Source organism: Salinispora vitiensis, assembly GCF_000378825.1.
GTDB classification, from domain to species: Bacteria; Actinomycetota; Actinomycetes; order Mycobacteriales; family Micromonosporaceae; genus Micromonospora; species Micromonospora vitiensis.
On sequence record NZ_KB900388.1, the window covers coordinates 3,663,085 to 3,689,904 of the forward strand.

General features: G+C 71.2%; 23 protein-coding genes. 12 read left to right on the top strand and 11 right to left on the bottom strand.

All coding sequences use genetic code 11. The annotated features are described in order from the left end of the window. Positions 1-19: 19 nt before the first annotated feature. Positions 20-1,852, bottom strand: a complete 1,833-nt coding sequence (locus tag SALPAC2_RS28370) for a chromosome partitioning protein (RefSeq protein ID WP_026184833.1) — start codon at positions 1,850-1,852, stop codon at positions 20-22. Positions 1,853-1,905: 53 nt separating this feature from the next. Continuing rightward, complete coding sequence (locus tag SALPAC2_RS0117390) at positions 1,906-2,940, bottom strand: hypothetical protein (RefSeq protein ID WP_018217913.1); 1,035 nt, start codon at positions 2,938-2,940, stop codon at positions 1,906-1,908. A 127-nt stretch (positions 2,941-3,067) separates the two neighbouring features. Here SALPAC2_RS0117390 and SALPAC2_RS0117395 point away from each other — a divergent pair, with 127 nt between their 5' ends. Both SALPAC2_RS0117395 and purD read left to right on the top strand, forming a co-directional pair. Continuing rightward, entirely contained in the window at positions 3,068-4,357 is a 1,290-nt protein-coding gene (locus SALPAC2_RS0117395; protein WP_018217914.1) for an adenylosuccinate synthase, read from the top strand. Positions 4,358-4,427: 70 nt separating this feature from the next. Further along, positions 4,428-5,675: a phosphoribosylamine--glycine ligase gene (purD, locus tag SALPAC2_RS0117400; RefSeq protein ID WP_018217915.1), complete on the top strand. Its 1,248-nt coding sequence runs from the start codon at positions 4,428-4,430 to the stop codon at positions 5,673-5,675. Positions 5,676-5,709: 34 nt separating this feature from the next. Here purD and SALPAC2_RS0117405 read toward each other — a convergent pair whose 3' ends face one another. The 3 genes from SALPAC2_RS0117405 to SALPAC2_RS0117415 all read right to left on the bottom strand — a co-directional run bounded on the left by SALPAC2_RS0117405 (position 5,710) and on the right by SALPAC2_RS0117415 (position 8,800). Beyond that, positions 5,710-7,047, bottom strand: coding sequence for an MFS transporter (locus SALPAC2_RS0117405; protein WP_026184834.1), 1,338 nt, complete (start codon positions 7,045-7,047; stop codon positions 5,710-5,712). A gap of 83 nt (positions 7,048-7,130) precedes the next feature. After that, on the bottom strand, positions 7,131-8,345 hold the full coding sequence (locus SALPAC2_RS0117410; RefSeq protein WP_018217917.1) for an acyl-CoA dehydrogenase family protein: 1,215 nt from the start codon (positions 8,343-8,345) through the stop codon (positions 7,131-7,133). Between the two features lie 2 nt (positions 8,346-8,347). Then, positions 8,348-8,800 (bottom strand): SCP2 sterol-binding domain-containing protein, encoded by a 453-nt coding sequence (locus tag SALPAC2_RS0117415; protein ID WP_018217918.1) that lies wholly within the window; start codon positions 8,798-8,800, stop codon positions 8,348-8,350. A 67-nt stretch (positions 8,801-8,867) separates the two neighbouring features. Between SALPAC2_RS0117415 and SALPAC2_RS0117420 the strand changes: the two genes are divergently transcribed. Further along, entirely contained in the window at positions 8,868-9,524 is a 657-nt protein-coding gene (locus SALPAC2_RS0117420) for a TetR/AcrR family transcriptional regulator (protein WP_188115881.1), read from the top strand. Positions 9,525-9,637: 113 nt separating this feature from the next. Here SALPAC2_RS0117420 and SALPAC2_RS0117425 read toward each other — a convergent pair whose 3' ends face one another. From SALPAC2_RS0117425 to SALPAC2_RS0117435, 3 genes are all read right to left on the bottom strand, one after another. Further along, complete coding sequence (locus SALPAC2_RS0117425) at positions 9,638-10,255, bottom strand: DedA family protein (protein WP_018217920.1); 618 nt, start codon at positions 10,253-10,255, stop codon at positions 9,638-9,640. A 69-nt stretch (positions 10,256-10,324) separates the two neighbouring features. Then, complete coding sequence (locus SALPAC2_RS0117430) at positions 10,325-11,218, bottom strand: MaoC/PaaZ C-terminal domain-containing protein (protein ID WP_018217921.1); 894 nt, start codon at positions 11,216-11,218, stop codon at positions 10,325-10,327. Next, positions 11,218-12,573 (bottom strand): 3-oxoacyl-ACP reductase, encoded by a 1,356-nt coding sequence (locus SALPAC2_RS0117435; protein ID WP_018217922.1) that lies wholly within the window; start codon positions 12,571-12,573, stop codon positions 11,218-11,220. Before SALPAC2_RS0117435 ends, SALPAC2_RS0117430 begins: the two co-directional genes overlap by 1 nt. A 55-nt stretch (positions 12,574-12,628) precedes the next feature. Here SALPAC2_RS0117435 and SALPAC2_RS0117440 point away from each other — a divergent pair, with 55 nt between their 5' ends. Then, positions 12,629-13,921: an acetyl-CoA C-acetyltransferase gene (locus SALPAC2_RS0117440; protein WP_018217923.1), complete on the top strand. Its 1,293-nt coding sequence runs from the start codon at positions 12,629-12,631 to the stop codon at positions 13,919-13,921. A gap of 31 nt (positions 13,922-13,952) precedes the next feature. On the opposite strand, the gene SALPAC2_RS0117445 is transcribed toward SALPAC2_RS0117440, so the two are convergent. Further along, positions 13,953-14,405 (bottom strand): hypothetical protein, encoded by a 453-nt coding sequence (locus SALPAC2_RS0117445; RefSeq protein WP_018217924.1) that lies wholly within the window; start codon positions 14,403-14,405, stop codon positions 13,953-13,955. Positions 14,406-14,964: 559 nt separating this feature from the next. Here SALPAC2_RS0117445 and SALPAC2_RS0117450 point away from each other — a divergent pair. The 4 genes from SALPAC2_RS0117450 to purB all read left to right on the top strand — a co-directional run bounded on the left by SALPAC2_RS0117450 (position 14,965) and on the right by purB (position 19,606). Further along, positions 14,965-15,507, top strand: a complete 543-nt coding sequence (locus tag SALPAC2_RS0117450; RefSeq protein ID WP_026184835.1) for a GntR family transcriptional regulator — start codon at positions 14,965-14,967, stop codon at positions 15,505-15,507. A gap of 18 nt (positions 15,508-15,525) precedes the next feature. Continuing rightward, positions 15,526-16,239, top strand: a complete 714-nt coding sequence (locus tag SALPAC2_RS0117455) for a GntR family transcriptional regulator (RefSeq protein WP_026184836.1) — start codon at positions 15,526-15,528, stop codon at positions 16,237-16,239. A 198-nt stretch (positions 16,240-16,437) separates the two neighbouring features. Continuing rightward, complete coding sequence (gene argS / locus SALPAC2_RS0117460) at positions 16,438-18,156, top strand: arginine--tRNA ligase (protein WP_018217927.1); 1,719 nt, start codon at positions 16,438-16,440, stop codon at positions 18,154-18,156. Positions 18,157-18,181: 25 nt separating this feature from the next. Further along, positions 18,182-19,606 carry an adenylosuccinate lyase gene (purB, locus tag SALPAC2_RS0117465; RefSeq protein WP_018217928.1) on the top strand — a complete coding sequence of 475 codons (1,425 nt, stop codon included), beginning with the start codon at positions 18,182-18,184 and terminating at the stop codon, positions 19,604-19,606. Positions 19,607-19,671: 65 nt separating this feature from the next. On the opposite strand, the gene SALPAC2_RS0117470 is transcribed toward purB, so the two are convergent. Further along, the gene (locus SALPAC2_RS0117470; RefSeq protein WP_018217929.1) at positions 19,672-20,238 is read right to left on the bottom strand and encodes a YbjQ family protein; all 567 of its coding nucleotides are present in this window, start codon (positions 20,236-20,238) and stop codon (positions 19,672-19,674) included. A gap of 402 nt (positions 20,239-20,640) precedes the next feature. Here SALPAC2_RS0117470 and purS point away from each other — a divergent pair, with 402 nt between their 5' ends. From purS to purL, 3 genes are all read left to right on the top strand, one after another. Beyond that, complete coding sequence (purS, locus tag SALPAC2_RS0117475) at positions 20,641-20,904, top strand: phosphoribosylformylglycinamidine synthase subunit PurS (protein ID WP_018217930.1); 264 nt, start codon at positions 20,641-20,643, stop codon at positions 20,902-20,904. After that, positions 20,901-21,581, top strand: coding sequence for a phosphoribosylformylglycinamidine synthase subunit PurQ (purQ, locus tag SALPAC2_RS0117480; protein WP_018217931.1), 681 nt, complete (start codon positions 20,901-20,903; stop codon positions 21,579-21,581). Before purS ends, purQ begins: the two co-directional genes overlap by 4 nt. A 67-nt stretch (positions 21,582-21,648) precedes the next feature. Beyond that, a complete protein-coding gene (gene purL, locus SALPAC2_RS0117485) occupies positions 21,649-24,108 on the top strand; it encodes a phosphoribosylformylglycinamidine synthase subunit PurL (RefSeq protein ID WP_018217932.1) in 2,460 nt (819 codons plus the stop codon). 107 nt (positions 24,109-24,215) lie between these two features. On the opposite strand, the gene SALPAC2_RS0117490 is transcribed toward purL, so the two are convergent. Next, positions 24,216-26,177 (bottom strand): hypothetical protein, encoded by a 1,962-nt coding sequence (locus SALPAC2_RS0117490; RefSeq protein ID WP_033661839.1) that lies wholly within the window; start codon positions 26,175-26,177, stop codon positions 24,216-24,218. A 152-nt stretch (positions 26,178-26,329) separates the two neighbouring features. Between SALPAC2_RS0117490 and SALPAC2_RS0117495 the strand changes: the two genes are divergently transcribed. Continuing rightward, positions 26,330-26,683 (top strand): sterol carrier family protein, encoded by a 354-nt coding sequence (locus SALPAC2_RS0117495; RefSeq protein ID WP_026184838.1) that lies wholly within the window; start codon positions 26,330-26,332, stop codon positions 26,681-26,683. Positions 26,684-26,820: the final 137 nt, after the last annotated feature.

Here is a 26,820-nt window from a genome sequence, read left to right on the forward strand (position 1 = left end):
CCCGGCGCGCCGCGGTGGATCAGAGCCCCTCGGCCACCGCAGCTGCGATCTTGAGCCAGGCGTCCCGGGCGGCCGACGAGAGCCCCGCGTACCGGAGCGGCTCGCCGGAGTCGATGAGCTGCTCGTACGGGGCCAGGAGCACTGCCCGGGTCCGCGCTGCGAAGTGTGCCTGGATCGCCGGCAGGTCGATCTCTTTCCGGGACGGCGGCATCGATACGACGGTCACCGCCTGCCGCACCAGTCGCTGCCGGCCACTCTGCTCCAGGTGGTCGAGCATCCGGGCGGCTGTCTCCGCCGAGTCGTTGCGGGCCGACATGGTCACCAGCAGCTGATCGGTGGCGTCGATCGCGGCCTGCCAGTTCTGCGCCCGCACGTTGTTGCCGGTATCCACGAAGATCAGCTTGTAGAAGCGGCTGACGACCTCGCGGATTTCCGCGAATGCCGTAGCGGTCAGCATCCCCCCGCCGGTGGCTGACTCGTCCGACGCGAGGACGTCGAACATTCCCTCGCCCTGAGCCCGGACGTACTGCGACAGGTCCCCGACCCGGCCGTGGGAGCTGTGGAACTGATTCAGGTCGCGCAGCAGGTCTCGCACCGTACGGGCGTGGAAGTCCTGCTGGGCGCGCATGCCCAGGGTGCCCTGCGTCTCGTTGTTGTCCCAGGCCAGGACGTAGCCGCCGCGTTTCTGACCGAAGGTCATGGCAAGCAGCAGGATCGCCACCGTCTTGCCGGCGCCGCCTTTCGGGTTGACCACGGTGACCTGCCGCAGCCCGCCGAAGTTGCGACGGATCATCTCAATGTCTCGGCGCAGTTCCTGTTCCTGGCGGCCAGGCGGGAGGCGGAGCCCCATCCTGTTGGCCATTGCCCGAACGCCCATGGTGGCCATCGGGTCCGCCGGGCGCAGCTGCCGGCGCCGGGCAAAGTCCTCGGCGGTTGGTGGCGCTTGCCCCGGTGACGTCCACCCGGTTTGCGGAGGTACGGGGTTGCCGTGCATTGGTGCCGGATAGGGAGCCGGAGGCGGTCCTGGGGTTGGTGGTCCTGGGGTTAGTGGCCCCGGGGTGGGCGGCCCTATGGTTGGCAGCCCTGCGGTTGGTGGTCCCGAGGTTGGCGGCGGTGGTTGGTCGACGGTTGGGTAAGACACCGGGACGGTTGCCCTACCCGCGGTCGGTGCGTGGGGCTCGGCTGGCAGTGCACCCGGGTCCGGGTCGTGGTGGCCCCCGCCCGGGTCGTCGATGGCGTGGTGCGGTTGGTCGATGCCGTGTCGAGGTTCGTTGACGGCCTGGTGGGGTTCGTGGATGGCGTGGTGCGGTTGGTCGAAGCCGGGGTGGGGATCGCTGATGCCGTGATGGGCATCGTCGGCGGCTTCCTGCGATGCGGGACGTTGCCTTGGCACGACCCGCGGCCACTCGGTTGAGGTGCCGGGGTCATCCCAGGCGACCCGGTTGACGGCGGGCCAGCTCTCGGCCGATGCCTCGGCGGGCGGCCTACTGGTCGATGTGCCAGGTGCCGGATCGGTCGGGTCGAGGCTGAACGGTTGGTGGAGATTTACGCCGGGAGCCGGCGCCACGTTGGGGACGTGGGGTGCCGGGGCATCGGCCACCGCGCTGTGCGGACCGCTCTCCGGGCCCGGCGCCCAGGCGCGCGCCGCATCGGAAGGCGCGCTCGCCCAGTCGACGGGGACCTGCGTCTCGTCGGGCGGCGGCGGAGGCGGCTGGTTCTGATGATCAGGTGCCGTCGTCGGCGACCAGGACGCCGGTTCGGCTTCGGCCGCTGGCCACCAGGGTTCGATGTCCCGCTCCGGCGCCGGCTGCTGGCCGGACGTGTACGACCGGTCGACGTTTTCGTCCACCATGGTTCCTCCCCCTGCCTCCTGCTGAGGATATGCCTCGTAAGTGATCTGAGTTGCTACGTGTGGGCGGTCGGGGGAGACCAGACCGCCCACGCACCCGGCTCGGTCCACCAGGACCGCTTTCGCTTGAGCTCGCCCTCGGCACCGTCGTCGAGGAACGGGATCGCCCCCTCCCGGGGCACCACGGCCACCGCCCGACCGCGGGCGCGGCGAACCTCTAGGCGGACCCGGCGGCGGCCCCACCGGGACGAGGTCAGGACCGGGACCGCCACCGCGACCTCGACCAGACCGTCGCCCGGGTCGGGGGCGGCGAGCAGGGTCACGTCGGCCAGCCGGGCGTACCCACCGGCGTTGCCGATGGCGCAGGCCAGCAGCGGGTCGTCGCCGGCGGAGAGGAGCGTGTCGTCGACCTCGACCCGGCCTCGCCAGTGCAGCGGCTGGCCCCCCTCGTCGGCCGCGCCGAGCAGCGCGCCGTCCAGCGTGACCGATCCGGCGTCGTTGCGCAGCAGGTCGAGCCGGCGGGGTGCGCCCGCCAACACCGCCGCCGCCACCGCCACCGGGTCGCGGGGCAGCCCGAGCTGCGCTGCCAGATCTTGAGGTTGGCCGCTGCCACGGGTCGGGTCGAGCGGCAGCACGCCGACCGGTGGTAGGTCCGGCACCGTCCGGTTGGCCGGCAGATCCGCCGGACGGCGGCTCGGCGGCGGGGCGTACCGCCGGACGAGGCGACGTAGGACGGTGCGTAGCTGTGCGTCACTGGCGGTGCCGACAATCAGTCGGGTGCGGGAACCAGGGTCGGGCCAGTCGAGGCCGTCCGGTCGAGGCGGGCCATCGAGGCGGTTCAGCACCTCGTCGATCTCCCGCTCGGACCTAGCGGTCACCAGGTCGACCCGCGCACCCCGGGCGGTGAGCGCGTCCGCGCAGGCCAGCACCGGTACGCGGGGAGTCTCGCAGCGGTCGGTCGAGGGCTCGCCGTTGGCCTTGTCGGTGTCGCTGTTGGCCTTGTCGGTGTCGCCGCAGCAGGCACCGTCGCTGCCGCAGGCGCCCGGCGCGTCCCGTTCCGAGCCGAGCGTGAGCAGCACCACGTCGTACACGGGTCGCAGCCTCCTGCCTCTACGCGCGAACCCCTGCCGGCCGCGCCGTCACTTCTTGTTAGCCTGACACCCCGGGCTCGCCGACCGGTCGCCGCCTGGCACCCGAGCCTTCTGGAGGCTGAAGAAGATGCCAGCGATCGTGCTTCTTGGGGCCCAGTGGGGCGACGAGGGCAAAGGCAAGGTTACCGACCTGCTGGGGGAGCGGGTTGACCACGTGGTGCGCTACTCCGGCGGCAACAACGCCGGCCACACGGTCATCACCCCGGATGGGCAGAAGTACGCGCTGCACCTGATGCCCTCGGGTGCGCTCTCGCCCAACGCGAAGATAGTCATCGGGAACGGCGTGGTGGTCGACCCGAAGGTGCTGCTGGACGAGATCGACGGGCTCGCCGAGCGCGGTGTGGACGTCTCCCGGCTGCGAATCTCCGGCGACGCGCATCTGATCATGCCGCATCACCGGGCGTTGGACCGGGTGGTCGAGCGGTACCTGGGGTCGTCCCGGATCGGCACCACCGGCCGGGGCATCGGCCCGGCGTACGGGGACAAGGTCGCTCGGATGGGGATCCGGGTGCAGGACCTGCTCGACCCGGGGATCCTCCGCAAGAAGCTGGAACTCGCCCTGCGCGAGAAGAACCAGATGCTGTTCAAGGTGTACAACCGCAAGGCGATCGACGTCGAGGCGACCGTCGAGGAGTACCTGGGCTACGCCGAGCGGCTCCGGCCGTACATCGCCGAGACCCGGGCGATGCTCTGGGAGGCGCTGGACCGCGGCGAGACCGTGCTGCTGGAAGGCGCCCAGGCGACCATGCTCGACATGGACCACGGCACCTACCCCTTCGTGACCTCCTCGAACCCGACAGCCGGTGGGGCCTGCGTCGGAGCGGGAGTTCCGCCGACCGCCATCACCAAGGTGATCGCGGTCAGCAAGGCGTACGCCACCCGGGTCGGCGCCGGACCGTTCCCGACGGAGCTGCACGACGACAACGGCCAGCACCTGCGCAAGGTCGGCCACGAGTACGGCACCACCACCGGTCGGGAACGCCGGTGCGGCTGGTTCGACGCGGTCGTCGCCCGGTACGCGTGCCGACTCAACGGGGTCACCGACCTGGTCGTCACGAAGCTCGACGTGCTGACCGGCCTGCCGAAGGTGCCGATCTGCGTCGGGTACGAAATCAATGGCAAGCGTGTCGACGAGATGCCGATGACGCAGACGGACTTCCACCACGCGACTCCGATCTACGAGGAGCTCGACGGCTGGTGGGAGGAGATCACCACGGCGCGGACCGAGGCGGAGCTGCCCGCCGCCGCCCGCCGCTACATCGCCCGGATCGAGGAGCTCTGCCGCACCCGGGTCAGCGTGGTCGGCGTCGGGCCCGGCCGGGAGGAGAACGTCGTCTACCACCCGCTGCTGCCCTGAGCTTTCCGCCCCACCCGTACCCCGGGACCGACCGGGGTACGGGTACGGGCCGGGCCGTAGGATCGCCCCCGTGCGGGTACTTCTGATTGGTGGTGGCGGGCGGGAACACGCCCTCGCGCTCGGGTTGGTGGCTGATCCCTCGGTCGAGGCGCTTTTCGCCGTGCCGGGGAATCCGGGGGTCGGCGAGGTCGCGGTGCTGCGGGACGTGGTCCCCACCGATCCGGCCGCGGTGGCGGCGCTCGCCGTCGAGTGCGGCGCGGACCTGGTGGTGGTGGGGCCGGAGGCGCCGCTGGTCGCCGGGGTCGCCGACGCCGTGCGGGCCAAGGGCATCCCCGCCTTCGGGCCGTCCGCGGCGGCCGCGCGACTGGAGGGGTCGAAGGCGTTCGCCAAGGACGTGATGACCGCCGCCGGCGTGCCGACCGCCCGCGCGTACAGCTGCGCCGACGCCGAGAGCGTCGGTCGGGCACTGGACGACTTCGGTGCGCCGTACGTGGTCAAGAACGACTGCCTCGCCGCCGGTAAGGGAGTCGTGGTCACCGAGGACCGCCGGGTGGCCGAGGAGCACGCGCGGGCGTGCGGCCAGGTGGTGATCGAGGAGTATCTCGCCGGGCCCGAGGTCTCCCTCTTCGTCGTCACCGACGGCGAGACGGCCGTTCCCCTGCTGCCGGCGCAGGATTTCAAGCGGGTCGGGGACGACGACACCGGTCCGAACACCGGCGGCATGGGGGCGTACGCGCCGTTGCCGTGGGCGCCGCCCGGGCTGGTGGACGAGGTGATGCGCGACATCGTCCACCCGACCCTGGCCGAGCTGCGTCGGCGCGGCACGCCGTTCGCCGGGCTGCTCTACGTCGGCCTGGCGATCACCGCCGCCGGCCCTCGGGTGATCGAGTTCAACGCCCGTTTCGGCGACCCGGAGACGCAGGTCGTCCTGGCGTTGTTGGAGACGCCGCTCGCCGGGCTGCTGCACGCCGCCGCCACCGGTGAGCTGGCCGCGCACCCACCGCTGCGGTGGCGCGAGGGCGCGGCGGTGACCGTCGTGGTGGCCGCCGAGGGGTACCCGGCGAAGCCACGCACCGGCGACGTGATTCTTGGGGCGGAGGTCTCGGGCGTCATCCACGCCGGCACCCGCCGGGCCGCCGACGGCGCGCTGCTCTCCGCGGGTGGCCGGGTCCTCTGCGGCACGGCCATTGGTTCCGACCTGGCCGCTGCGCGCGACGCCGCCTACGAGTTGGTCCGGGGCGTCGAACTGGCCGGCTCGCACCACCGCACCGACATCGCCGCCGCGGCGGTGGACGGCCGGATCACCCTTCCCGGCTGACCGTCCGCCGGCGCCCGCCAGCGGGGGCGCCGACTCATCGGGAAGCTGGCGGGTCGCGGTGCGCGGCGGGCAGCCACTGCTCGCCGAGGGGCACCGGCCCCTCGCTCCGCCCCGTCGTCCCACCGGGCGGGGCGGGCGGATACCGGGGCGGGTCGTCCAGCGCCGCCAACACCGGCAGCGGCGCGGCGACCAGCACGGCTACCAGGAGCGCACCGGCGAGCACCAGGAAGGCGGTGGCCAGGCCTAGCCACTCCACCAGCGGGCCGGCCAGCAGATAGCCGGCGGGCCCGGCGGCGTACGCGAACGAGGTCATTACCCCGACCACCCGGCCGCGGAGCCGCTCCGGGGTACGGGTCTGCATGGCGTAGTTGGCCAGCGGGTTGACCGGCCCATAGGCGAGCCCGACCAGTACGGCGAAGGCGAGCATCCCCGGGTACGGCGGCAGGAACGCGAGCCCGAGCAGGGCCAGGCCGGTGATCACGAGGGCGGCGGCCATCAGGGAGCGGCGGCGGATGAACCGACCGGCGGCCGACGAGCCCAGCGCACCTGCGACGGCTCCGGCGCTCATCGCCATCAGGACGGTACCGAGCCGGGCGGGTTCGCCCTCGGCGACGAACCAGGCGGGCAGCAGCACCCCCTCGACCGGCAGGTAGAGCGCGACCAGCACCATCGTGATCAGGGAGAGGGTGCGCAGCAGTGGGTCCCGCCAGACGAAGCCCAGCCCTTCCAGCGTGCCCCGCCACAGGCCGCTGGGTGGACGTTCGGGGCGGCCGGCGCCGGGCAGCCGGACGGCCGCGATCAGGAGAACCGACAGCGCGAAGCCGACGGCGGTGACCCAGAACGTCGCCTCCGGGCCGACCGTGGCGATGAGTAGGCCGCCGACTCCGGGGCCGATCAGGAAGGCCAGCCCGAAGATCGCTTCGTGTACGCCGTTCGCCCGTTCGATCCGCCAGCCGGCGGCCTGCGCGGCGGCGGGCAGCAGCGTCTCGCGGGCTGTCATTCCGGCCGGGTCGAAGACCGCGCCGAGGACGGCCAGCGCGACGATCCAGCCGAGGTTCAGCCCGACCAGGGTGTCGACGAGGGGGATGGCGGCGACCGAGACGGCGGAGAGGGCGTCGGAGACCAGCGCGGTCCGGCGCCGCCCGAGCAGGTCAACGACCGTGCCGGAGAAGAGGCTGGAGAGCAGGAGTGGTAGTCCGCTGGCGGCGGCCACCACACCGGCCGCGGTGGCGCTGCCGGTGCGTTCCAGAACCAGCCAGGGTAGCGCCACGATGGCCACCCCGTTGCCGGTGGCGGAGAGCAGCGTCGCCGCCTCGACCAGCAGCAACGGTGTCCGGCGGCGGTGTTCGGTCCGAGTCATCCCGAAGATCATCATAGCCAGTCGGTCGGGACTGGCAGCGGCGTATCGCAGCGCTGAGCGTCCGGGCCCCGGGGGGCGGGGGGCCCGGACGCGGGTCAGCGGATCTGAACGCCGGAGATGGCGCGGGCGACGACGAGCCGCTGGATCTCGGAGGTGCCTTCGAAGATGGTGTAGATCTTGGCGTCTCGATACCACCGCTCGACCGGGTGGTCGCGGAGGAAGCCGGCGCCGCCGAGCAGCTGCACCGCCTTCTCGGTCGCGCTGACCGCGACCTCACTGGCCTTCAGCTTGGACATCGAGCCCTCGCCGGCGGTGAAGACCCGGTTGTTGCGCCCCATCCAGGAGGCGCGCCAGACCAGCAGCCGGGCGGCGTCGATCTCCGTCTTCATGTCGGCCAGCGCGAACGCCACCGCCTGGTTCTCGATGATCGGTCGGCCGAACTGGACCCGTTCCTTCGCGTAGTCCAGCGCGTACTCGTAGGCGGCGCGGGCCACCCCGATCGCCTGCGCGCCGACGGTCGGCCGGGAGAGCTCGAACGTACGCATCGCCGCCTGGGAGGCGGCCCGCCGGCCGGAGCGGGCCCGGGCGAGCCGTTCGTCCAGCGCGTCCTTGCCGCCGAGCAGGCAGCGGCCGGGTACGCGGACATCGTCGAGGAAGACGTCGGCGGTGTGCGACGCGCGTAGGCCCAGCTTGCGGAGCTTACGGGTCGCGGCGAGCCCGGGGGTGCCCGGCGGTACGACGAACGCCGCCTGCCCGCGGGAGCCGAGTTCCGGGTCGACCGAGGCGGTGACCACGTGCACGCCGGCGATTCCGCCGTTGGTCGCGTACGACTTCTGGCCGCTGAGTATCCACTCGTCGGCGGCCTCGTCGTAGACCGCGCGGGTGCGCATCGCGCCGACGTCGGATCCCGCCTCGGGTTCGCTGGTGCAAAACGCTGCCACGGCGGGGGATTCGCGGTCGCCGAAGCACTGCGGCACCCACTCCACCAGCTGCTCCGGTGTGCCGGTGCCGTAGATGGCGGCCACGGCGAGGCCGGTGCCGAAGATGCTCAGGCCGATGCCGGAGTCGCCCCAGAAGAGTTCCTCACAGGCGATCGGTAGGGAGAGGCCGCTGGGGTCGGCCCAGCAGGTTGCGAGGAACTCGAAGTCGTAGAGGCCGACCTTGGCCGCTTCCTGGATGATCGGCCACGGGGTCTCCTCCCGCGCGTCCCACTCGGCCGCGGCTGGGCGGACGACCTCGCTGGCGAAGCCGTGCACCCAGTCACGAAGATCCCGCTGCTCTTCGGTCAGATCGAGCGAGAACTCGGCCACTGTCAGCTCTTGGGAATATCGAAGAGGTTCGCGATGTTGGCGGCCAGTCCCAGATCGCCCTTGGCCTTCAGCTTGCCGCTCATGAACATCATGACCGGGTTGGCGCTGCCGGAGACGGTCTTGAGGAACTCCACCGGGCCCAGGGTGAGGCTCAGCTTCGGGTCGTGCTGGGAGGTCTGGTTGACGGTGCAGGCACCGTCGGCGATGACCACCTCGTAGGTGTCGGTGCCGCCGTCGGGGCCGCCGGTGATGTTCCAGTGGATGACCGTGTTGGTCGAGCCCGCCCGGTCGGCGCGGAACAGCTGCGGCATCCGGCCGAAGACCTCGTTGAGGACCTTGCCGCGGAGGTCACCCGACATCATCTCGGTGATCTTGTCGTCGGGAGTGGACTTGACCAGCTGGGCAAACTCTTTGGGTCCGACGTTCGCGAACTTGGCCGGGTCGAAGTCAGTCATGGGGCGCACCTTCCGAAATTTGACTACTCGCGCGTAACCCTACGCACGAGTAGGTATGCTCGCAAGAGTGTCCAGTACCCCCACCTTTCGCCGTCTGCCCCGAGCCGTCCGTGAGCAACAGATGCTCGATGCCGCAGTCAGGGTCTTCTCCCGGCGGGGCTACCACGGGGCCAGCATGGATGAGATCGCCGACGACGCCGGCATCTCCAAGCCAATGGTCTACGCGTACCTGGGCACCAAGGAGGAGCTCTTCGTCGCCTGCCTGCACCGCGAGGGTGCTCGGATGATGCAGGCCATCGCCGATGTCGTCGCGCTCGACCTGTCGGCCGACGAGCGGCTCTGGCGGAGCCTGCAAGCCTTCCTCGGCTTCGTCGGCGCGCACCGCGACGGCTGGGCGGTGCTCTACCGGCAGGCCCGGGGCGAGCAGCCCTTCGCCGGGGAGCTCACCGCCCTGCGGCGGCGGATCGTCGAGGTCGTCGTCGGGATGCTCGAACACACCCTGCGCGGCGAGGGGCGCGAGGTGACCGAGACCGAGCTGGAGGTCGTCGCGTACGCCCTGGTCGGAGCGACCGAGTCAGTCGCCGACTGGCTGGTCGACCACCCGGAGGCGGACCCGGAGCAGACCGCCACCCGGATGATGAACGTCGCCTGGATGGGCGCCGCCCAACTGCTCGCCGGGACCCTTTGGCGCCCGCCCAACAAACGGGGCGAAGCCCCCTCCTGACCCGCCCTCCGGATCGCCCACGCGCCGGTGGACGGGACCCTCGCTCTGCGGTGGGCGGGACCCTCGCTCTGCGGTGGGCGGCGTCCCCGGTCCGCACGGGGCGGCGTCCCCGGTTACCGGTGGGCGGCCTTGCGGCGACGCGAGCGCCGGCGTAGCCGCCGGGTCAACTCCAGCAGGCCGGTCACCGCTACCGACAAGGTCAGGCCGGCGAGTACGCCAAGCAGCGGCTCCTGCTGGAACGCCAGCCCGCCGAAGTAGCCCAACAGCACGCTGTACAACGCCCAGCTCGCCGCGCCGATTGCGTCGAAGAGCAGAAACGACCGGGGTGGATAGCGCACCGCGCCCATCGTGAGGGTCACCGCCGTGCGCCCGCCGGGTACGTAGCGGGCGGTGGTGAGGACCAGCCCACCCCGCCGGTGCAACGCCCGCCGGGCCCACTCCGAACTGGCTCTCCGCCGGCTCTCCGCCGGGAACCTGGCGAGCCGCCGGGCGCCGCCGCCCCGTCCGATCACGTACGAGGCGTGGTCGCCGGCCAGCGCGCCGAGGGTGGCGGCGGCCCAGATCGCCGCCAACTCCGGCGGGTTGCCGTTAACCAGCACCGCCGCGGTGATCACCGCCGTCTCGGCCGGCACCATCGGGACGATCGCGTCGACCGCGGTGAGCGCGAACAGCAGCAGATACACCACGGGCGAGGTGATCAGCTGCCGCAGCAGGTCGAGCGCGGACTCCATCTCCTCATGCTCGGGCCGCCGGTATGAAAAGGAGGCCCTTCCGTAACAAAAGGAAGGATGAAGCTGCCCTCACCGCTCCCGGAGCGTGCCGAGGAGGTGAGGGCGGTCCCGCAGGTCACGCAGCGCGAAGTCGCCCGTCGAGGTGCTGTCGAAGGCGACAGTGGTGGGCAACGGCACCGGCAGCTTGAACGCCACGTCAACGGTGTACGCGTCCGGCAGCCGTGGCTCCAGCGCGGCCAGGCAGCGGGCCTTGCTCCACATGCCGTGCGCGATCGGGCCCCGGAAGCCGAAGAGCCGCGCACCGAGCCGGGAGGTGTGGATCGGGTTGTGATCGCCGGAAACCCGGGCGTACGCGCGTCCGAGCTGGCGCCCGATGCGCCAGTGCGCCCAGGCGCGCGGCGCTGGGGGCTGGTCACCCCGGCTGGCTCGTTCGCCACCGCCGGACGTCTGCTCCCGGCCCAGATAGGTGGAGACGCCCCGCCACACCTCCTCGCCGCCGACGGTGCCCACCAACACCACGTCGATCAGCCGGCCCCGGTCGTGCGGGCGCAGGTTCGTCGCGTACGTGACGAAGTCGAGCGTCTCGGCGGCGTCGATCGGGCGGTGGACAGTGATCCGGTTGCCGATGTGGACCACACCGGAGAGCGGGATCGGGAAGTCCGGCGCGGTCATCAGGCCCAGCGACAGCGGGAAGCCCAGGACGTGTGGGAACGTCGCCGACAGCCGGTCGGTGAGCCGGAACCCGCAGACCCGGTCGTAGTCGGCGAGGTGCCCGCGGTCGACGGCGATGCCGGCCACCCCCAACTCGACTGCCGGGGGCTGCTCGGCCCGCCGCGACCCGGTCCCGGGCAGCGCCCCGAGCAGCGCCCGGCGGTAGAGCGCACCAATCTTCGGCAGTGCCGTCAGCTGGACCCGGGACCGGGTGGCCGGGGCGATGTCGGACGGATCCTGCGGGCCTGCCATCACGCCCCCAGCAGGCTCTGGCCGCAGACCCGGACCACGTTGCCGCTGACCGCGCCGGTGGCCGGCCAGGCCAGCCAGCTGATCGTCTCGGCGACATCCACCGGCAGCCCACCCTGGGCGAGGCTGTTCATCCGCCGACCGGCCTGGCGCAGCATCAGTGGGATCTGGGCGGTCAGCCGGGTCTCGATGAACCCCGGGGCGACCGCGTTGACGCTGATGCCGCGTTCGGCCAGCACCGGGGCGAGCGACTCGACCAGACCGATCACGCCGGCCTTGCTGGTGGCGTAGTTGGTCTGCCCCCGGTTACCGGCGATCCCGGCGATCGAGGAGACCGAGACGATCCGGCCCCCGGCCGGGATCAACTCCCGTTCCAACAGGAGGTCGTTGATCCGCTCCTGACTGGAGAGGTTGACATCGATCACCTGGTCCCACCGGTCGACATCCATCCGACCGAGGGTTCGGTCCCGGGTGATGCCCGCGTTGTGTACCACCACGTCAACCCGGCCGTGGCGGGCGGAGAGGTGATCGGCCAACCGGGCCGGGGCGTCCGGGGAGGTGAGATCGAGCTGCACGGCGGTGGCACCGATGTCGTTGGCCACTGTGGCCAGCTCCTCACCGGCGGCCGGGATGTCCAGGGCGACCACCTCGGCACCGTCTCGGGCCAGGACCCGGGCCAGCGCCGCGCCGATTCCCCGCGCCGCACCGGTGACCAGCACGACCTGGCCGTCCAGCGGGCGGTCCCAGTCCGCCGGGAGCGCGGCCTGCCCGGCGCCGACCCGGATCACCTGACCGGAGACGTACGCGGAGCGCCCGGAGAGCAGGAAGCGGAGCGTGGCCTCGAGGCTGGTCGCGGTGCCCGCGTCGTCGGCGTCGGTGACATAGACCAGCTGGGCGGTGACCCCCCGGCCGAACTCCTTGCCGATGCTGCGGGTCAACCCTTCGAGCGCCCGCTGCGCGGTGGCCTCCCGAGGCGTGGCGCACTCGGCCGGCGGGGTGCCGAGTACGACCACCCGGCCGCTGGGCAGCACCGAGCGGGCGTGCGGGTGGAGGCAGTCGTAGAGCTGGCGCAGCGCGGTGGAGTCGGTGATGCCGGTGGCGTCGTAGACGAGGGCGCCGAGCCGGGCACCGGGAGTGACATCGGCCGGGTCGCGGAGTTCGACTCCGGCGGCGGTCAGGAGTTTGCCGACGCTGCCGGTGAGCCGGCCACCGGCGGCGGCGTCGAACAGGACGGGTCCGGGGATGAGGGGGGCACCGCTCCGGTACCGGCGGAGTTGGGGCGGGTCGGGCAGCCCGAGGCGCTTGACCAGCCCCCGGCCGACCCCTGATTGGACGAAGCTCGCGTACCTGTCGGTCATAGGCGTAGCCTACTGGCGAGTAGGTTGAGAGCAACCCCCAAAGGAGGCGGGAAACGTGCAGAACATCCGGCGGGTCGCGGTCATCGGCGGCAACCGCATCCCCTTCGCCCGCTCCAACTCGCGGTACGCCGAGGCGTCCAACGCGGACCTGCTCGGCGCGGCCCTCGACGGGCTGATCGCCCGGTACGGCCTGGCCGGCCAGCGGGTCGGCGAGTTGGTGGCGGGCGCCGTGCTGAAACACTCCCGAGATTTCAACCTGGCCCGCGAGGTGGTGCTCGGCTCGAAGCTCGACCCACACACCCCCGCCTACGACATCCAGCAGGCCTGCGGCACCGGCCTGGAAGCCGCCATCCTGGTCGCCAACAAGATCGCGCTGGGGCAGCTCGAGGTCGGTATCGCCGGTGGCGTCGACACCACCTCCGACGCGCCGCTCGCTGTGAACGAGGAGATGCGGCGCACGCTGCTCAAACTGAACAGTGCCCGGACCCTCGGGGAACGGGTGCGGACCGCCACCCGGCTGCGCCCCTCGCAACCGTTCCGGCCGGAGCTCCCCCGCAACGCCGAGCCCCGCACCGGCCTGTCCATGGGCGAGCACGCCGCCCGTACCGCCCGGCGTTGGCAGATCGGCCGACAGGCGCAGGACGAACTGGCGTTGCGGTCGCACCACCAGCTGGCCGCCGCGTACGAGCGGGGGTTCTTCGACGACCTGATGACGCCGTACCTGGGGCTGACCCGGGACCAGAACCTGCGTCCCGACACCAGCATGGTCAAGCTCGGTAGCCTCCGCCCGGTCTTCGGCACGAAGGGCCCGGACGCCGAGCAGGCCACCATGACGGCCGGCAACTCGTCGCCGCTGACCGACGGTGCGTCGACCGTGCTGCTCGCCAGTGAGGAGTGGGCGCGGGCGCACAGCCTGCCGGTACAGGCGTGGTTCACCTGGTCGCAGACGGCCGCCGTGGACTTCGTGCCCGGCGAGGAAGGGCTGCTGATGGCCCCCGCGTACGCGGTGCCCCAGCTGCTGGCCCGCGCCGGGCTGACCCTGCAGGACTTCGACTTTTACGAGATCCACGAGGCGTTCGCCGCGCAGGTGCTGGCCACCCTGGCCGCCTGGGAGTCGCCGGAGTTCTGCAAGGACCGGCTCGGCCTGGACGCCCCACTCGGAGCGATCAACCCGGAGCGGATCAACGTCAACGGGTCGTCGCTGGCCGCCGGGCACCCGTTCGCCGCGACCGGCGGCCGGATCGTGGCGACCCTGGCCAAGCTGCTCGACGAGCGCGGCGGCGGCCGTGGGCTCATCTCGATCTGCGCCGCGGGCGGGCAGGGCGTAACAGCGATCCTGGAACGCTGACGCCCGCCGCCAAAACGGGCGGCCCACGGCGTTAGGTCAGTCGCAGCCAGCCCAGGAACCGTTCGTACAACTCCTCGGGAGGAATGTGCCGCAGGTCGGATACCGCCGCCGTCATCTGGGTGCTCAGGTAGATGCCGAGCGCTGCGGGGCTGCCCGCGTACCGGTCGAGTAGGCGTCGCCGACGTTCCGGGCAGGGCCACGCCGCCCCGCAGCCGGCGCAGTCCCATCCCGGTCGGACCGGTATGTGTGTGATCGGGATGGGTGCCGGCTGTGTCTGGATGGCGTCCAGGCGGGCCAGGATCCGTCGCTGGCGTGGCGGGCCTCCAAGTTGAACGCCACGCACGTGGATCCAGAGCCCGTCCGTGCGCCGTACCCGGCGTCCCACCTCGACGATGCGCAGGGTCAGGGTGCCCAGGCCGTAGCAGTAGTGCTGTTCAGCAAGTTGCACCACGCTACCCACGCCGAAGGGCAGGCCAGCGGTCACGAGATGACCCCGAGCCGGAGGAGCCAGGCAAAAGTGAGCAGCGGCGCCCGACGCCACCGCGTTGACCCCGTCGCCGGAACCGCCCCGGTGGAGCCGAACCAGCCCCGCCACCCGGCCCGCCGTTCGCGTCTCGATTCGGCGCGCAACACCGGCCGCCCCAGGTCGACCAAGCGGTTTGCCGCTGTATTGGCGGGACCGCACGGACCAGGCGCCAGGCAGATCCCGCAGCAACCATTCTCCGGGTCGGCCACGTGGTTGGCCAGGATCTTGTGCGCTGCCTCAGCCTCCGCCTCTTCACGAGTCCAACTGGTTGCTGATCGGTAGATACCCATGCTCCGCTCCTGTCAGCTTGGGTGGGCGCACACGGTGAACCGAGGGGCTACGCCGGCGGCCGGAGGCGCTGTTGGCCCGCTGCGTCCACCCCGCCAAGGCTGTTGTGCGCCATTGGGCGACGACCGCTGCAACTTTACTGCCGTTCGAGTAAAGCAGCAAGGTGTGGCGATGTATGAGCAGGCATAGACGGATACGCTGACGCGACAAGGAACCGCGGGAGGCAGCGATGGGCGGATCTGACTGGCTGAGTGTCTCGATGCCCTATGTCCAACCGGACGTGACTCGTGCTGGAGACGTATGGGCCGCCGACGCTGCGGGGCAGGGCCGAAGCGGGACGCAGCGAATACTCGCGGTCGGTGAGGTGGTTCCGATCGCTGAGGTGACTGCGGCGTTACGAGTGGCACCGGGCGACCCGGTGGCCGTCCGAAGGCGGTTGATGCTGCTGGATGACGAGCCGGTGGAACTAACGGACTCGTACTATCCGGTCTCCATCGCCCGTGGTACCGCTCTCGCCGAACAACGGAAGATCCGCGGTGGGGCCGTCCGACTCCTCGCCGAGGTGGGCTATCGTCCGAGACGGGTACGAGAGGATGTCTACACCCGCTTGCCGGAGCCAGCTGAACGGCGCCTGCTTGGCCTGGCCGAGCATGAGTGGGCGCTGGGTCTCACCCGGGTGTTGAGCACGCAGGACGACTTTCCGGTCGAGGTCAGCGTCATGACGATGGTGCCGTGGGGGCGACGCCTCCGGTATGAGCTGACGATCGACTGACGGAGCGGAGCAGCGGACATGGCGAGTGGATCCGACAGCCGTCCCCGTCATGAGCAGGTCGCGGCAGACTTGCGATCCCGCATCATGTCCGGCGAGTTGCCGCCAGGGTCAGCGTTGCCGTCGATCCCGACGCTCGTGCAGCAGTACTCCGCTGCCACCGCGACAGTCCAGCGTGCCCTCGGTGCGCTGAAGGCGGAGGGCTCTGTTTACAGCGAGGTGGGAAAGGGCGTCTACGTTCGACCGAGGCGACCGCTGGTGGTGGCGGCGTCGGCTTACCTCGCTCCCACCTCCGACGGGTACGCCTACCGGCTCCGCTCGGTGGCAGAGGTGGTGCCGCCAGCCGAGGTGGCGCGGGAACTGGGGATCGGCGCGGGCGAACGAGCGGTCCTGCGGCATCGGCTGCTGGTGTGCGGTGACGAGCCGGTCGAGCTGTCCTGGTCGTACTATCCGGCGGCCATCGCCAGCGGCACGGAGCTCGCCGAGCGGCGCAAGATCCCGGGTGGCGCTCCGCGGGTGCTGGCGGATCTCGGGTACCCGCAGCGGCAGACGCGGGACCGGGTCTCCGCGCGGATGCCCACGACGGAGGAGGTCGAAACGCTCGACCTGCCGCCGTACGTACCGGTGCTCCGCCAGCTACGGGTGATCCGATCGGGTGACGACAGACCGGTCGAGGTGTCGATCCTCATCAAGGGCAGCCACCGGCACGAGCTGCACTACGACCAGCGGGGGTAGTCCCGGGCCCGATTCTGGGCGCATCGCGGGCGGAAATCGGTCGACGGTGCGCCCGAGTTTCGGTAGTTTCGGCCCGTGTCCAGCATTGAACTCCGGCGACCCGTCCTCGACCGCCTGAGTTGACCCTTCGTGTCCGGCGGATCGATCCGCCGGACACCCTGGTCGTCGATCCGCTCCCCCGAGATTGGCGTACCTTTCATGAATCTTGAGAAGTTGCTGGCGGACCGGCTGGCACCGGCGTTCTCGGCGGTGGCCGGGGCGCCGGTTGACCCGGTTCTGCGGCGGTCGCAGCACGCCGACTACCAGTGCGACGCCGCCCTCTCCCTGGCGCGTCGGCTTGGTCGCCGGCCCCGGGACATCGCGGCCGAGGTGCTGGGCCGGGTGGAGTTGGCGGACCTCTGCTCAGCGGTGGCGGTGTCGGGTCCCGGTTTCCTCAACCTGACGGTCGCCGACCCGGCGCTCGGCACGCTGCTGTCGACGGCGGCCGTCGACCCCCGGCTCGGGGTTGCGCCCAGCGCCGCGACGGAGACGGTGGTGGTCGACTATTCGTCGCCGAACGTGGCCAAGGAGATGCACGTCGGGCACCTGCGGGGGACCGTGATCGGTGACGCCACCGTACGGCTGCTCGAATGGCGCGGGCACCACGTGATCAAGGCCAACCACCTGGGTGACTGGGGCACCCCCTTCGGGATGCTCATCGAGCACCTGCTCGACCTGGGTGAGTCGGAGGCTGCCGACGAGTTGTCCGTCGGGGACCTGGACTCGTTCTACAAGGCGGCCCGGGCCAAGTTCGACGCCGACGACGCGTTCCGGGAGCGGGCCCGGCGGCGGGTGGTCGCCCTGCAGCGGGGCGACGAGCTGACGCTGCGGCTGTGGCGGCTGCTCGTCGCCGAGTCGGAGAAGTACTTCCTCACCGTCTACGACCAGCTCGGCGTCCTCCTGACCGAGCGGGACTTCCGCGGGGAGAGCTACTACAACGACCGGCTCGCCCCGGTGACCGACGAGCTGGACCGGCTCGGCCTGCTGCAGGAGAGCGGCGACGCCGCCTGCGTCTTTCCGGCCGGCTTCACCGGCCGCGACGGGCAGCCGCTACCGATCATTGTGCGGAAGCGGGACGGCGGCTACGGCTACGGCGCCACCGACTTGGCGGCGATCCGCCACCGCACCCAGGATCTCGGCGCGACCCGGTTGCTCTACGTCGTCGGCCTGCCGCAGCGTCAGCACTTCGAGCTGGTGTACGCGGTCGCGCGGCAGGCCGGCTGGCTGAGCCCACCGGCGCGGGCCGAGCATCTCGGCTTCGGCTCGATCCTCGGCTCGGACGGCCGGATGCTGCGCAGCCGGACCGGTGACTCGGTCAAACTTGTCGGGCTGCTCGAGGAGGCCGTGACCCGGGCCGCCGAGTTGGCCCGGCAGAAGAACCCCGACCTCTCCGCGACGGAGGTCGCTGAAGTCGCCCGCGCGGTCGGCATCGGTGCCATCAAGTACGCCGACCTGTCCACCGACCGGAACAGGGACTACGTCTTCGACTGGCAGCGGATGCTCTCCCTCGACGGCAACACCGCCCCGTACCTGCAGTACGCCCATGCCCGGATCCGGTCCATCTTCCGTCGGGCCGGGATCGAGCGGTTCACCCCCGCCCCGATCACGATCGGGCACCCGGCCGAACACGCCCTCGCCCTCGAACTGGCGGGTTTCGGAGCCGTGGTGGCCGCCGTCGAGCAGACCCTGCAGTTCCACCGGCTCGCCGGCTACCTGCACACCCTCGCCACCACCTTCAGCGGCTTCTACGAAGCCTGCCCGGTGCTGCGGGCCGAGGACGCGGTACGCGACAGCCGGCTGGCTCTCTGCGACCTCACCGCCCGGGTCCTCCGGCAGGGCCTGTACCTACTCGGCATCGCCACCCCGGACCGGATGTAGCACCCGGGTACCGGAGAATAGGGCCGTGACGACGATCCCGAACGTGCTCGCCAACCGGTACGCCTCCCCCGAGCTGGTCACCCTCTGGTCCCCGGAGGAGAAGATCCGGATGGAGCGGCGGCTCTGGCTGGCGGTGCTCAGCGCCCAGCGGGATCTCGGCGTGGACGTGCCGGACGGGGTGGTCGAGGCGTACCAGCGGGTGCTCGACCAGGTCGACCTGGCCTCGATCGCGCAGCGGGAGCGGGTCACCCGACACGACGTGAAGGCGCGGATCGAGGAGTTCAGCGCGCTCGCCGGGCACGAGCACGTGCACAAGGGCATGACCTCCCGGGACCTGACCGAGAACGTCGAGCAGCTTCAGGTGCGGGCCTCCATGGAGCTGATCCGGGACCGGGTGGTCGCCACCCTGGCCCGGTTGTCCCGGCTCGCCGTCGAGCACTCCGACCTGGTGCTGGCGGGGCGTTCGCACAACGTGGCGGCGCAGGCCACCACGCTGGGCAAGCGGTTCGCCTCGGTGGCGGAGGAGCTGTTGATCGCGTACGAGCGGCTGGATGACCTGATCGGGCGGTACCCGCTGCGGGGGATCAAGGGCCCGGTCGGCACCGCCGCCGACCAGCTCGACCTGCTCGACGGGGACGCCGGCAAGGTGGCCGAGTTGGAGCGTCGGGTGGCGGAGCACCTCGGGTTTGGCCGGGTGCTGGACAGCGTCGGGCAGGTCTACCCGCGTTCGCTCGACTTCGACGTGCTCTCGGCGTTGGCCCAGGTGGCGGCCGGGCCGTCGGCGTTGGCCACCACGATCAGGTTGATGGTCGGCCAGGAGTTGGCGACCGAGGGCTTCCAGCCGGGCCAGGTCGGGTCCAGCGCGATGCCGCACAAGATGAACACCCGGTCGTCGGAGCGGGTGAACGGCTTCGCGGTGATCATTCGTGGCTACCTGTCGATGGTCGGCGAGCTCGCCGGCGACCAGTGGAACGAGGGGGATGTCTCCTGCTCGGTGGTGCGCCGGGTGGCGCTGCCGGACGCCTTCTTCGCCGCTGACGGGCTGTTCCAGACGTTCCTCACCGTGCTGGACGAGTTCGGCGCGTACCCGGCCGTGGTCAACCGGGAGTTGGAGCGCTTCCTGCCGTTCCTGGCCACCACCAAGATCTTGGTCGCGGCGGTACGGCGGGGCGTCGGCCGGGAGGTCGCCCACGAGGTGATCAAGGAGCACGCGGTGGCGGTCGCGCTGGCGATGCGGGAGAAGGGCGCCACCGAGAACGACCTCTTCGACCGGCTCGCCGCCGACGACCGGCTGAACCTGACCCGCGCCGACATCGCCGACCTGGTGGCCGACCGTACGGCCTTCGTCGGTGCCGCCCCCGCCCAGGTCCAGGCGGTGGTGCAGCGAGTCGCGGCGGTTCTCGATCGCCACCCCGGTGCCGCCGCGTACAGCCCGTCGCCGATCCTCTGATCGCCGCTGTCCCCGCCCCGCGCCCTGGGCCGTCGGCGGCCCTCGCGGGTGGGGACGTGGCGGGGTCAGGGCTCGGGGGTGGGAGTCTCGGCCGCGCTCCGCAGGTCGGGTGCGGTGGCCGGCTCGCCGATGCCGCTGGGCTCCGGCGTGATCTTCGGCTCGTGTGCGGTCTCCGCCGCCACCAGGGGCTGGTCGGGGGGCATAACGTCGGCGACCTTGGGTACCACGATCACCGCCGTACCGTAGGCGCAGATCTCCATCCACATCTCGCCGCAGTCCCGGCTGTCGAACCGCATCCCGATCACCGCGTTCGCGCCGAGCCGGCGGGCCTCCTCGCCGAGGCGGGACACCGAGTCGGCCCGCCAGCGGGTGAGGTTGTCCGGCGCCATCGGGTCGTACGCGCCGCCCCGGAGGTTCTTCACGCCCTCGCGGTACGGGTTACGGGTCCTGGCCATCGAGGAGACCACCTCGCCGAGGATCTGGCGGACCTCATAACCGGGTAGTTGATCCGTCGTCACGACCAGCACGGTTCTGATGCTGTCAGCCGGCGCTGGGGTCGAACGGGGGCCTTGTTCACCTGATCGGATGGTGAAAAACAGCGCGGCGCGGACGGTCGGCGCTTGGTAGACCACCTGCGTCGTGGTGGCGCTAACCGTCGGACACCGGAAACCGGGGCGATCCAGGAGCGGTTGTATGCGACACCGCCCGCGCATCCGGAGGCTGATTCCGCTGGTCGCACCGATCTGCTGGTGGGTCTGAGCCGGCGGTGGTTGCGGGGATGGAAATTGAAGGCCTTGCATTCTCCGGGGTGGTATTGCTCCGTTGGTAGGCCCGTCAACGAAGTGGTCGGTGGCAACGAAATTGCATCGAGATCACAACGGAAAGGCATCGGACTTTGTGCCCGCCTTAACCGCGTCGGAGATTGCCCTATCCGCATGCGGCCGGTGCGGGCGGCGCGGTATCTGCCAGGTAGGCTGGCTGCGCTCGCCCCTTGTGGGTCGGCACCCAACTGCGTACACAGTCAGGAGTGCCCAGTGCCTCGCGTCGTCGTCGACGTCATGCTCAAACCGGAGATTCTCGATCCGCAGGGACAGGCCGTCGCCAACGCGCTGCCTCGGCTCGGCGTCGAGGATGTCGCCTCGGTCCGGATCGGCCGGCGGATCGAGATTGATTTCACCGGGGAGCCAGATCTGAACCAGACCCGGGAGATCGCCGACAAGCTGCTCGCCAACCCGGTCATCGAGGACTTCACCATCCGGCTGGCCGAGGATGGCGAGACCGTGGACGCCCAACCGTGACCGCCCGAGTGGGCGTGGTCACGTTCCCCGGTTCGCTCGACGACGGGGACGCCACGCGGGCTGTTCGGCTCGCCGGCGCCGAGCCGGTCCGTCTCTGGCACGCCGACCCGCAGCTGCACGGGGTGGACGCCGTCGTCCTGCCCGGCGGCTTCTCGTACGGCGACTATCTGCGCTGCGGCGCCATCGCCCGGTTCGCCGCGGTGATGGAGACGATCGTGGACGCCGCCCGAGCGGGTCTGCCGGTGCTCGGCATCTGCAACGGCTTCCAGATCCTCTGCGAGGCCCACCTGCTGCCCGGTGCGCTGACCCGAAACCAGCACCTGCACTTCCGCAACCGGGACCAAGTCCTGCGCATCGAGTCGGCCGGCACCGCCTGGACCAACGCGTTCCAGCCCGGCCAGGAGGTGCTGATTCCGGTCAAGAACGGCGAGGGCTGCTACGTCGCGGACGCCGCGACGCTGGACCAGCTCGAAGCCGAGGGCCGGGTGGTCGCCCGTTACGTGGGCAACCCGAACGGGTCCCAGCGGGACATCGCCGCCATCACCAACTCCGCCGGAAACGTCGTCGGCATCATGCCGCACCCGGAGCACGCGGTGGAGGAGCTCACCGGCCCCTCCCTGGACGGCCTCGGCTTCTTCACCTCGGCGCTCAAGCACCTGGTGGAGACCGCGGCGTGACCGCAGGCGGCATCATCGGTCGGCTCACCCGCCCGACGGGCGGCCCGCTGCGTAACAAGGAGAGGCCATGACCACCCAGGACCCGGCCCGGGACACCTCAGACGCCGCGGCAACCGGAGCGACGGCTGCGCCGGACCGAGGCGCCGACATCGTCGGCTGGGCCGGCGGCGTGGACACCGTCCCCCACGCCGGCGACAGCCCGGACGAGCTTCAGCCCTACGCCGACCTCGGTCTGCGAGACGACGAGTACCAGCGGATCCGGCAGGTGCTTGACCGGCGGCCCACCCAGGCCGAGCTGGCCATGTACTCGATCATGTGGAGCGAGCACTGCTCCTACAAGTCGAGCAAGGTGCACCTGCGCCAGTTCGGGGAGAAGGCCCCGTCCAGCGACCGGCTACTCGCCGGCATCGGGGAGAACGCGGGCGTGGTCCGGGTCTCCGACGAGCTCGCGGTGACCTTCAAGGTCGAGTCGCACAACCACCCGAGCTTCGTCGAGCCCTACCAGGGTGCGGCGACCGGCGTCGGCGGCATCGTCCGGGACATCCTCGCCATGGGTGCGCGCCCGGTCGCGGTGATGGACCCGCTGCGCTTCGGCGCGGCCGACCACCCCGACACCGCTCGCGTGCTACCCGGCGTGATCGCCGGGGTCGGCGGCTACGGCAACCGCCTTGGCCTGCCGAACGTCGGCGGCGAGGTCGTCTTCGACCCCTGCTACCAGGGCAACCCGCTGGTCAACGCCCTCTGCGTCGGGGTACTGCCGATCGACCGACTCCAGAACAAGGCCGCCGCCGGCGACGGAAACGTCGTGGTGCTGATGGGCGCCAAGACCGGCCGGGACGGCATCGGCGGCGTGTCGGTGCTGGCCAGCGCCACCTTCGACGAGCGCAGCGAGCAGCGCCGCCCCTCGGTGCAGGTGGGCGACCCGTTCATCGAGAAGCTGCTCATCGAGGCCTGCCTGGAGCTCTACGACGAGCAGCTCGTCGTCGGCATCCAGGACCTCGGCGGCGCCGGGCTGACCTGTGCCCTCGCCGAGACCGCCGCCGCCGCGGGCACCGGCATGCGGGTCTGGCTCGAGCGGGTCCCGCTGCGGGAAGCCTCGATGGAGCCGCACGAGATCCTCGCCAGCGAGTCCCAGGAGCGGATGCTGCTGGTGGTCGAGCCGGAGAAGCTGGAGGCGGTGCTCAAGACCGCCGAGAAGTGGGGCGTGCTCGCCACCGCGATCGGCGAGGTCACCCCGCGCGGGGCGGACGGGGAGCCGGGCCGCCTGGTCGTCACCTGGCGAGACCATCTGGTCGTTGACGTCCCGCCGGGTTCGCTGGCCGACGACGGCCCGGTGTACAACCGGCCGATGCGGGAGCCGGCCGACCTGATTCTGGTTCAGGCCGACCGAGCGGAGACCCTGTCCCGGCCGAGTGACCCGGAGGCCCTGCGGGAGACGGTCCTGCGCATGATCGCCTCGCCGAACCTCGCGGACAAGACCTGGGTCACCGAGCAGTACGACCGGTACGTGCTCGGCAACACCGTGCTCGCCCAGCCCGAGGACTCGGGTGTGATCCGGATTGACGAGCGCAGTGGCATCGGCATCGCGCTCTCCGTCGACGGCAACGGCCGGTACGCACGCCTCGACCCGTACCACGGCGCCAAGCTCGCGCTGGCCGAGGCGTACCGGAACGTGGCGGTGAGCGGCGCGAAGCCCATCGCCGTCACTGACTGCCTCAACTTCGGCTCGCCGGAGGACCCGGGCGTGATGTGGCAGTTCGCCGAGGCCGTCCGGGGCATCGCCGACGGCTGCGGCGAGCTGGGCATCCCGGTGACCGGGGGTAACGTCAGCTTCTACAACCAGACCGGTGCGGCAGCCATCCACCCGACCCCGGTGGTGGGCGTCCTCGGCGTGCTGGACGACGTGGCCGACCGCATCCCGATGGGCTTCGTCCCGCGCGACGACGGTCAGGACCAGATCTACCTGCTCGGCGAGACGCACGTGGAGCTGTCCGGCTCGGAGTGGGCGTGGACCACCCACGAACACCTCGGCGGCGTACCGCCTCGGGTGGACCTCGACCGCGAGCGGGCGATCGCCGACCTGATGGCGGTGGCGGCCCAGGGTGGGCACCTCAGCTCCGCACACGACCTCTCCGATGGTGGCCTCGCGCAGAGCCTGGTCGAGTCCTGCCTGCGCCGGGATGTCGGCGCCCGGATCACGCTGCCGGAGCAGTTCACTGGCGGCTCGATGCCGTTCGTCTTCCTGTTCAGCGAGTCTGCTGGCCGGGTGTTGGTCTCGGTGCCGCGTGGGCACGAGAAGGCGTTCACCGCGCTGGCCGCCGAGCATGGCGTGCCGTGCGAGCTGATCGGCGTCACCGATCCGGCGGGTGGGACGCTGGAGTTGCACGGGCAGTTCGGGCTCAGCCTGGCGGAGCTGCGTGCGGCGCACAGCGCCACCCTGCCCCGCCTCTTCGGCGGAGCGGAACTCGCCACCTCGCCGGCCGCCACCTCCGAGCCGCAGCCGGGGGGACCGAGCGAGCCGGTGTGACCCTGCCGTGCCGGCCCCGCCCGGTCCGGCACCCGATCTGAGAAAGCGATCCGGCCCGGCTGATCTCAGCCGGGCCGGATTCTGTTGTCAGTTGTCCAGTCAGCTTGTCAGTCGTCCAGCCAGTCCAGCCGGCGACCGCCCCGGTCCGGCGGGGGAGCGTCGGACCGAGCCCGATCGGCCTGCGTCGGGTCCCCGTAGCCACCACCGTAGCCGCCCTGGCCATACCCACCACGGTCGTCGTAGCCGCCCTGGCCATACCCGCGGTCGTCGTAGCCGCCGTGCTGGGCGGGTGGTTCCTGGTTGTAGCCGCCGTGCTGGGCGGGTGGTTCCTGGTTGTAGCCGCCGTATTGGGCGGGTGGTTCCTGGTGGTAGCTGCCCTGCTGGTCGTAGCTGTAGCCGCCCTGGCCATACCCGCGGTCGTCGTAGCCGCCGTGCTGGGCGGGTGCTTCCTGGTTGTACCCGCCGTGCTGGGCGGGTGGTTCCTGGTTGTAGCCGCCCTGCTGGTCGTAGCCGTAGCCGCCGTAGCCCCCCCGCTGGTCGTAGCCGCTGGCCGGCTCGGCCCCCTGTCCGTACGCGGGCTCGGTCTGGCTGTAGCCGGCGTCCTGCTGGTATCTCCCGGTGGGGTACGGGTCGGCCGGGGCCGGGTACTGCGTGGCGGCCGTCTGGTAGCGGCCGGTTGCTTCGTCGTACCGATCGTCGTAGCCAGCGGATCCGCCGGAGGCGGCAGGGTAGCCGGTTCCGGCCGACGAGGACATGCCGTAGTCGGTGGCGCCGTAGCCGCCGCCGGACGCGGGGGGCGTGGCGCCGTAGCCGCCGCCGGACGCGGGGGACGTGGCGCCGTAGCCGCTGTCGGCCCAGCTGGACTGGCCAACGGACGCGTTGTAGGGCTGCGGCGGAGCGCCGTAGGGGTCCGGTGGGACATCGTCAATCACCGGGCTGTGCATCATCGTGGGAGCTTCGGCGAGGGCCGGGTCCCCGCCGCCGACCATCGTCGGCGCTGCCGCGGTCGGATTCACGATCCGCGTCTGATCGTCGGTGCCGCCGTAGCTACCGCGGGCAACCGGGACGGCACCCGTGGCCGCGCCGGAGGGGGTGGCGTCCGCCTCGTCCTCGTCGTCGGTCTCCTTGCGGCGGAGCCACAGCAGCACCATGGTGCCGACGCCGGCTGCTACGAGGAGGCCACCGAGCAGGATGATCAGCAGCGAGCCGATGCCGCCGGACTCCTCGTTGTCGGCGTTCGCCACGGGGGTGTCCACGGCGGCTTCGACCGGCTCGTCGGTCTGTTCCTCCACCCCCACGGTCGGTGCCGGCTCGATACTCGATGATGCGGTGGGGCTCGGGGTCGGCGCTTCGATCTTGAGTGAGATCCGCTGGCCGGAGACGCTCTGCCCGGTGGAGGCATTCAGGGTCTTGGTGGCGGTGAAGTCGTCGATGCTGGCGCCGATGACGAGTTGGCCGGGGGCGATCGGGTTCTGGGTGCTGCCAGTGAACCGGAAGTTTCCCCCGTTGTCGGTGCTGGTGTCGAACCTGTTGTTCTCGGAGTCCTGGAGGACGACCTGGGCTCCCGGTACCGCGCTGCCGGTGTTCTGGTTGACCACCTCGCCGGAGACCGACTTCACCGTCTGCGGCTGGGGGGGCTGGGTCGGGCTGGGCTGTGGCTTCGGCTTGCCGACCAGGGTGACGGTGGTGGTGTCGATACCGTCACCGTCGTCGCCCTCGGCGGTAACGGTGATCGTGGACTCGCCGTCGGCCGCGTCGTCCGCCAGCCGGAAGGTGGCCTGGAAGTTCCCGTTCTGATCGACGTCCCTCTCGCAGCCGGTGGCGCAGGTGAGCTTTCCGTTGCTGGATGTCACCCTCACCTTGGCGGGATCGTCGGCCGAGGCCTCGATCGAGTAGCTGATCGTAGTGCTTCCGCCCGCCTCGACCCGGCTCGGTGAGGCCGAGACCTTGCTGACCACGGGGGCGGCGGAGGCCGGGCTAGCGGGGACGGTGAGCAGAGCGCCGACCAGCAACGCCGCGACCACACCGGCCCGCTGCTTCCAGGCACGTCGGTGTGTTGACACGTCCACCGCCTTCCACTGGATTCCCCGTGGCCGGCGGTCGCCGGGCCGGGGATCATCACGGTACGAATACGCCGTGGGCTACTATGCCTTGTCCAGTCGGATCGGCGCGACCCAGGGCCGGTGTGCGAGCCGCCCCGCGTGCGCCGTATCGTCCCGCTGTGACCCCTTCGTACGTTAGGACCGCTGCCGTCGTGGCGGCGCTGTCAGCGCTTGACGAGGGGCGTACCCCCGATCGTCCAGTGCTCCGAGCGGCGGTCCGTGCCCTGTTGACCGTGCTCGCGGAGCGGGTACCCGGTCGATCGGTGGAGGTGCGGGTCCCACCCTATGGCGCAGTGCAGTGCGTCCCGGGCCCCCGGCACACCCGGGGCACCCCGGCGAACGTGGTCGAGACCGACCCGGAGACCTGGCTGCGGGTCGCGACGGGACGTGTCTCCTGGGCAGAAGCGGTCGCCGAGGGTCATGTACGGGTCAGTGGGGTCCGGGCGGACCTGGCCGCGTACCTGCCGCTTTAGCGGGTGACAGCGGGTCGGCAATTACAGGATGCAGTGATTTCGTGACTTTCTGTGTAGGTAGGGGTTCGCGTACACTGTCAGCGACGACAAGCGGTCCCGGCCGGGGAGCGGATCCCGTGATCCGCCTGGCCAGTCCA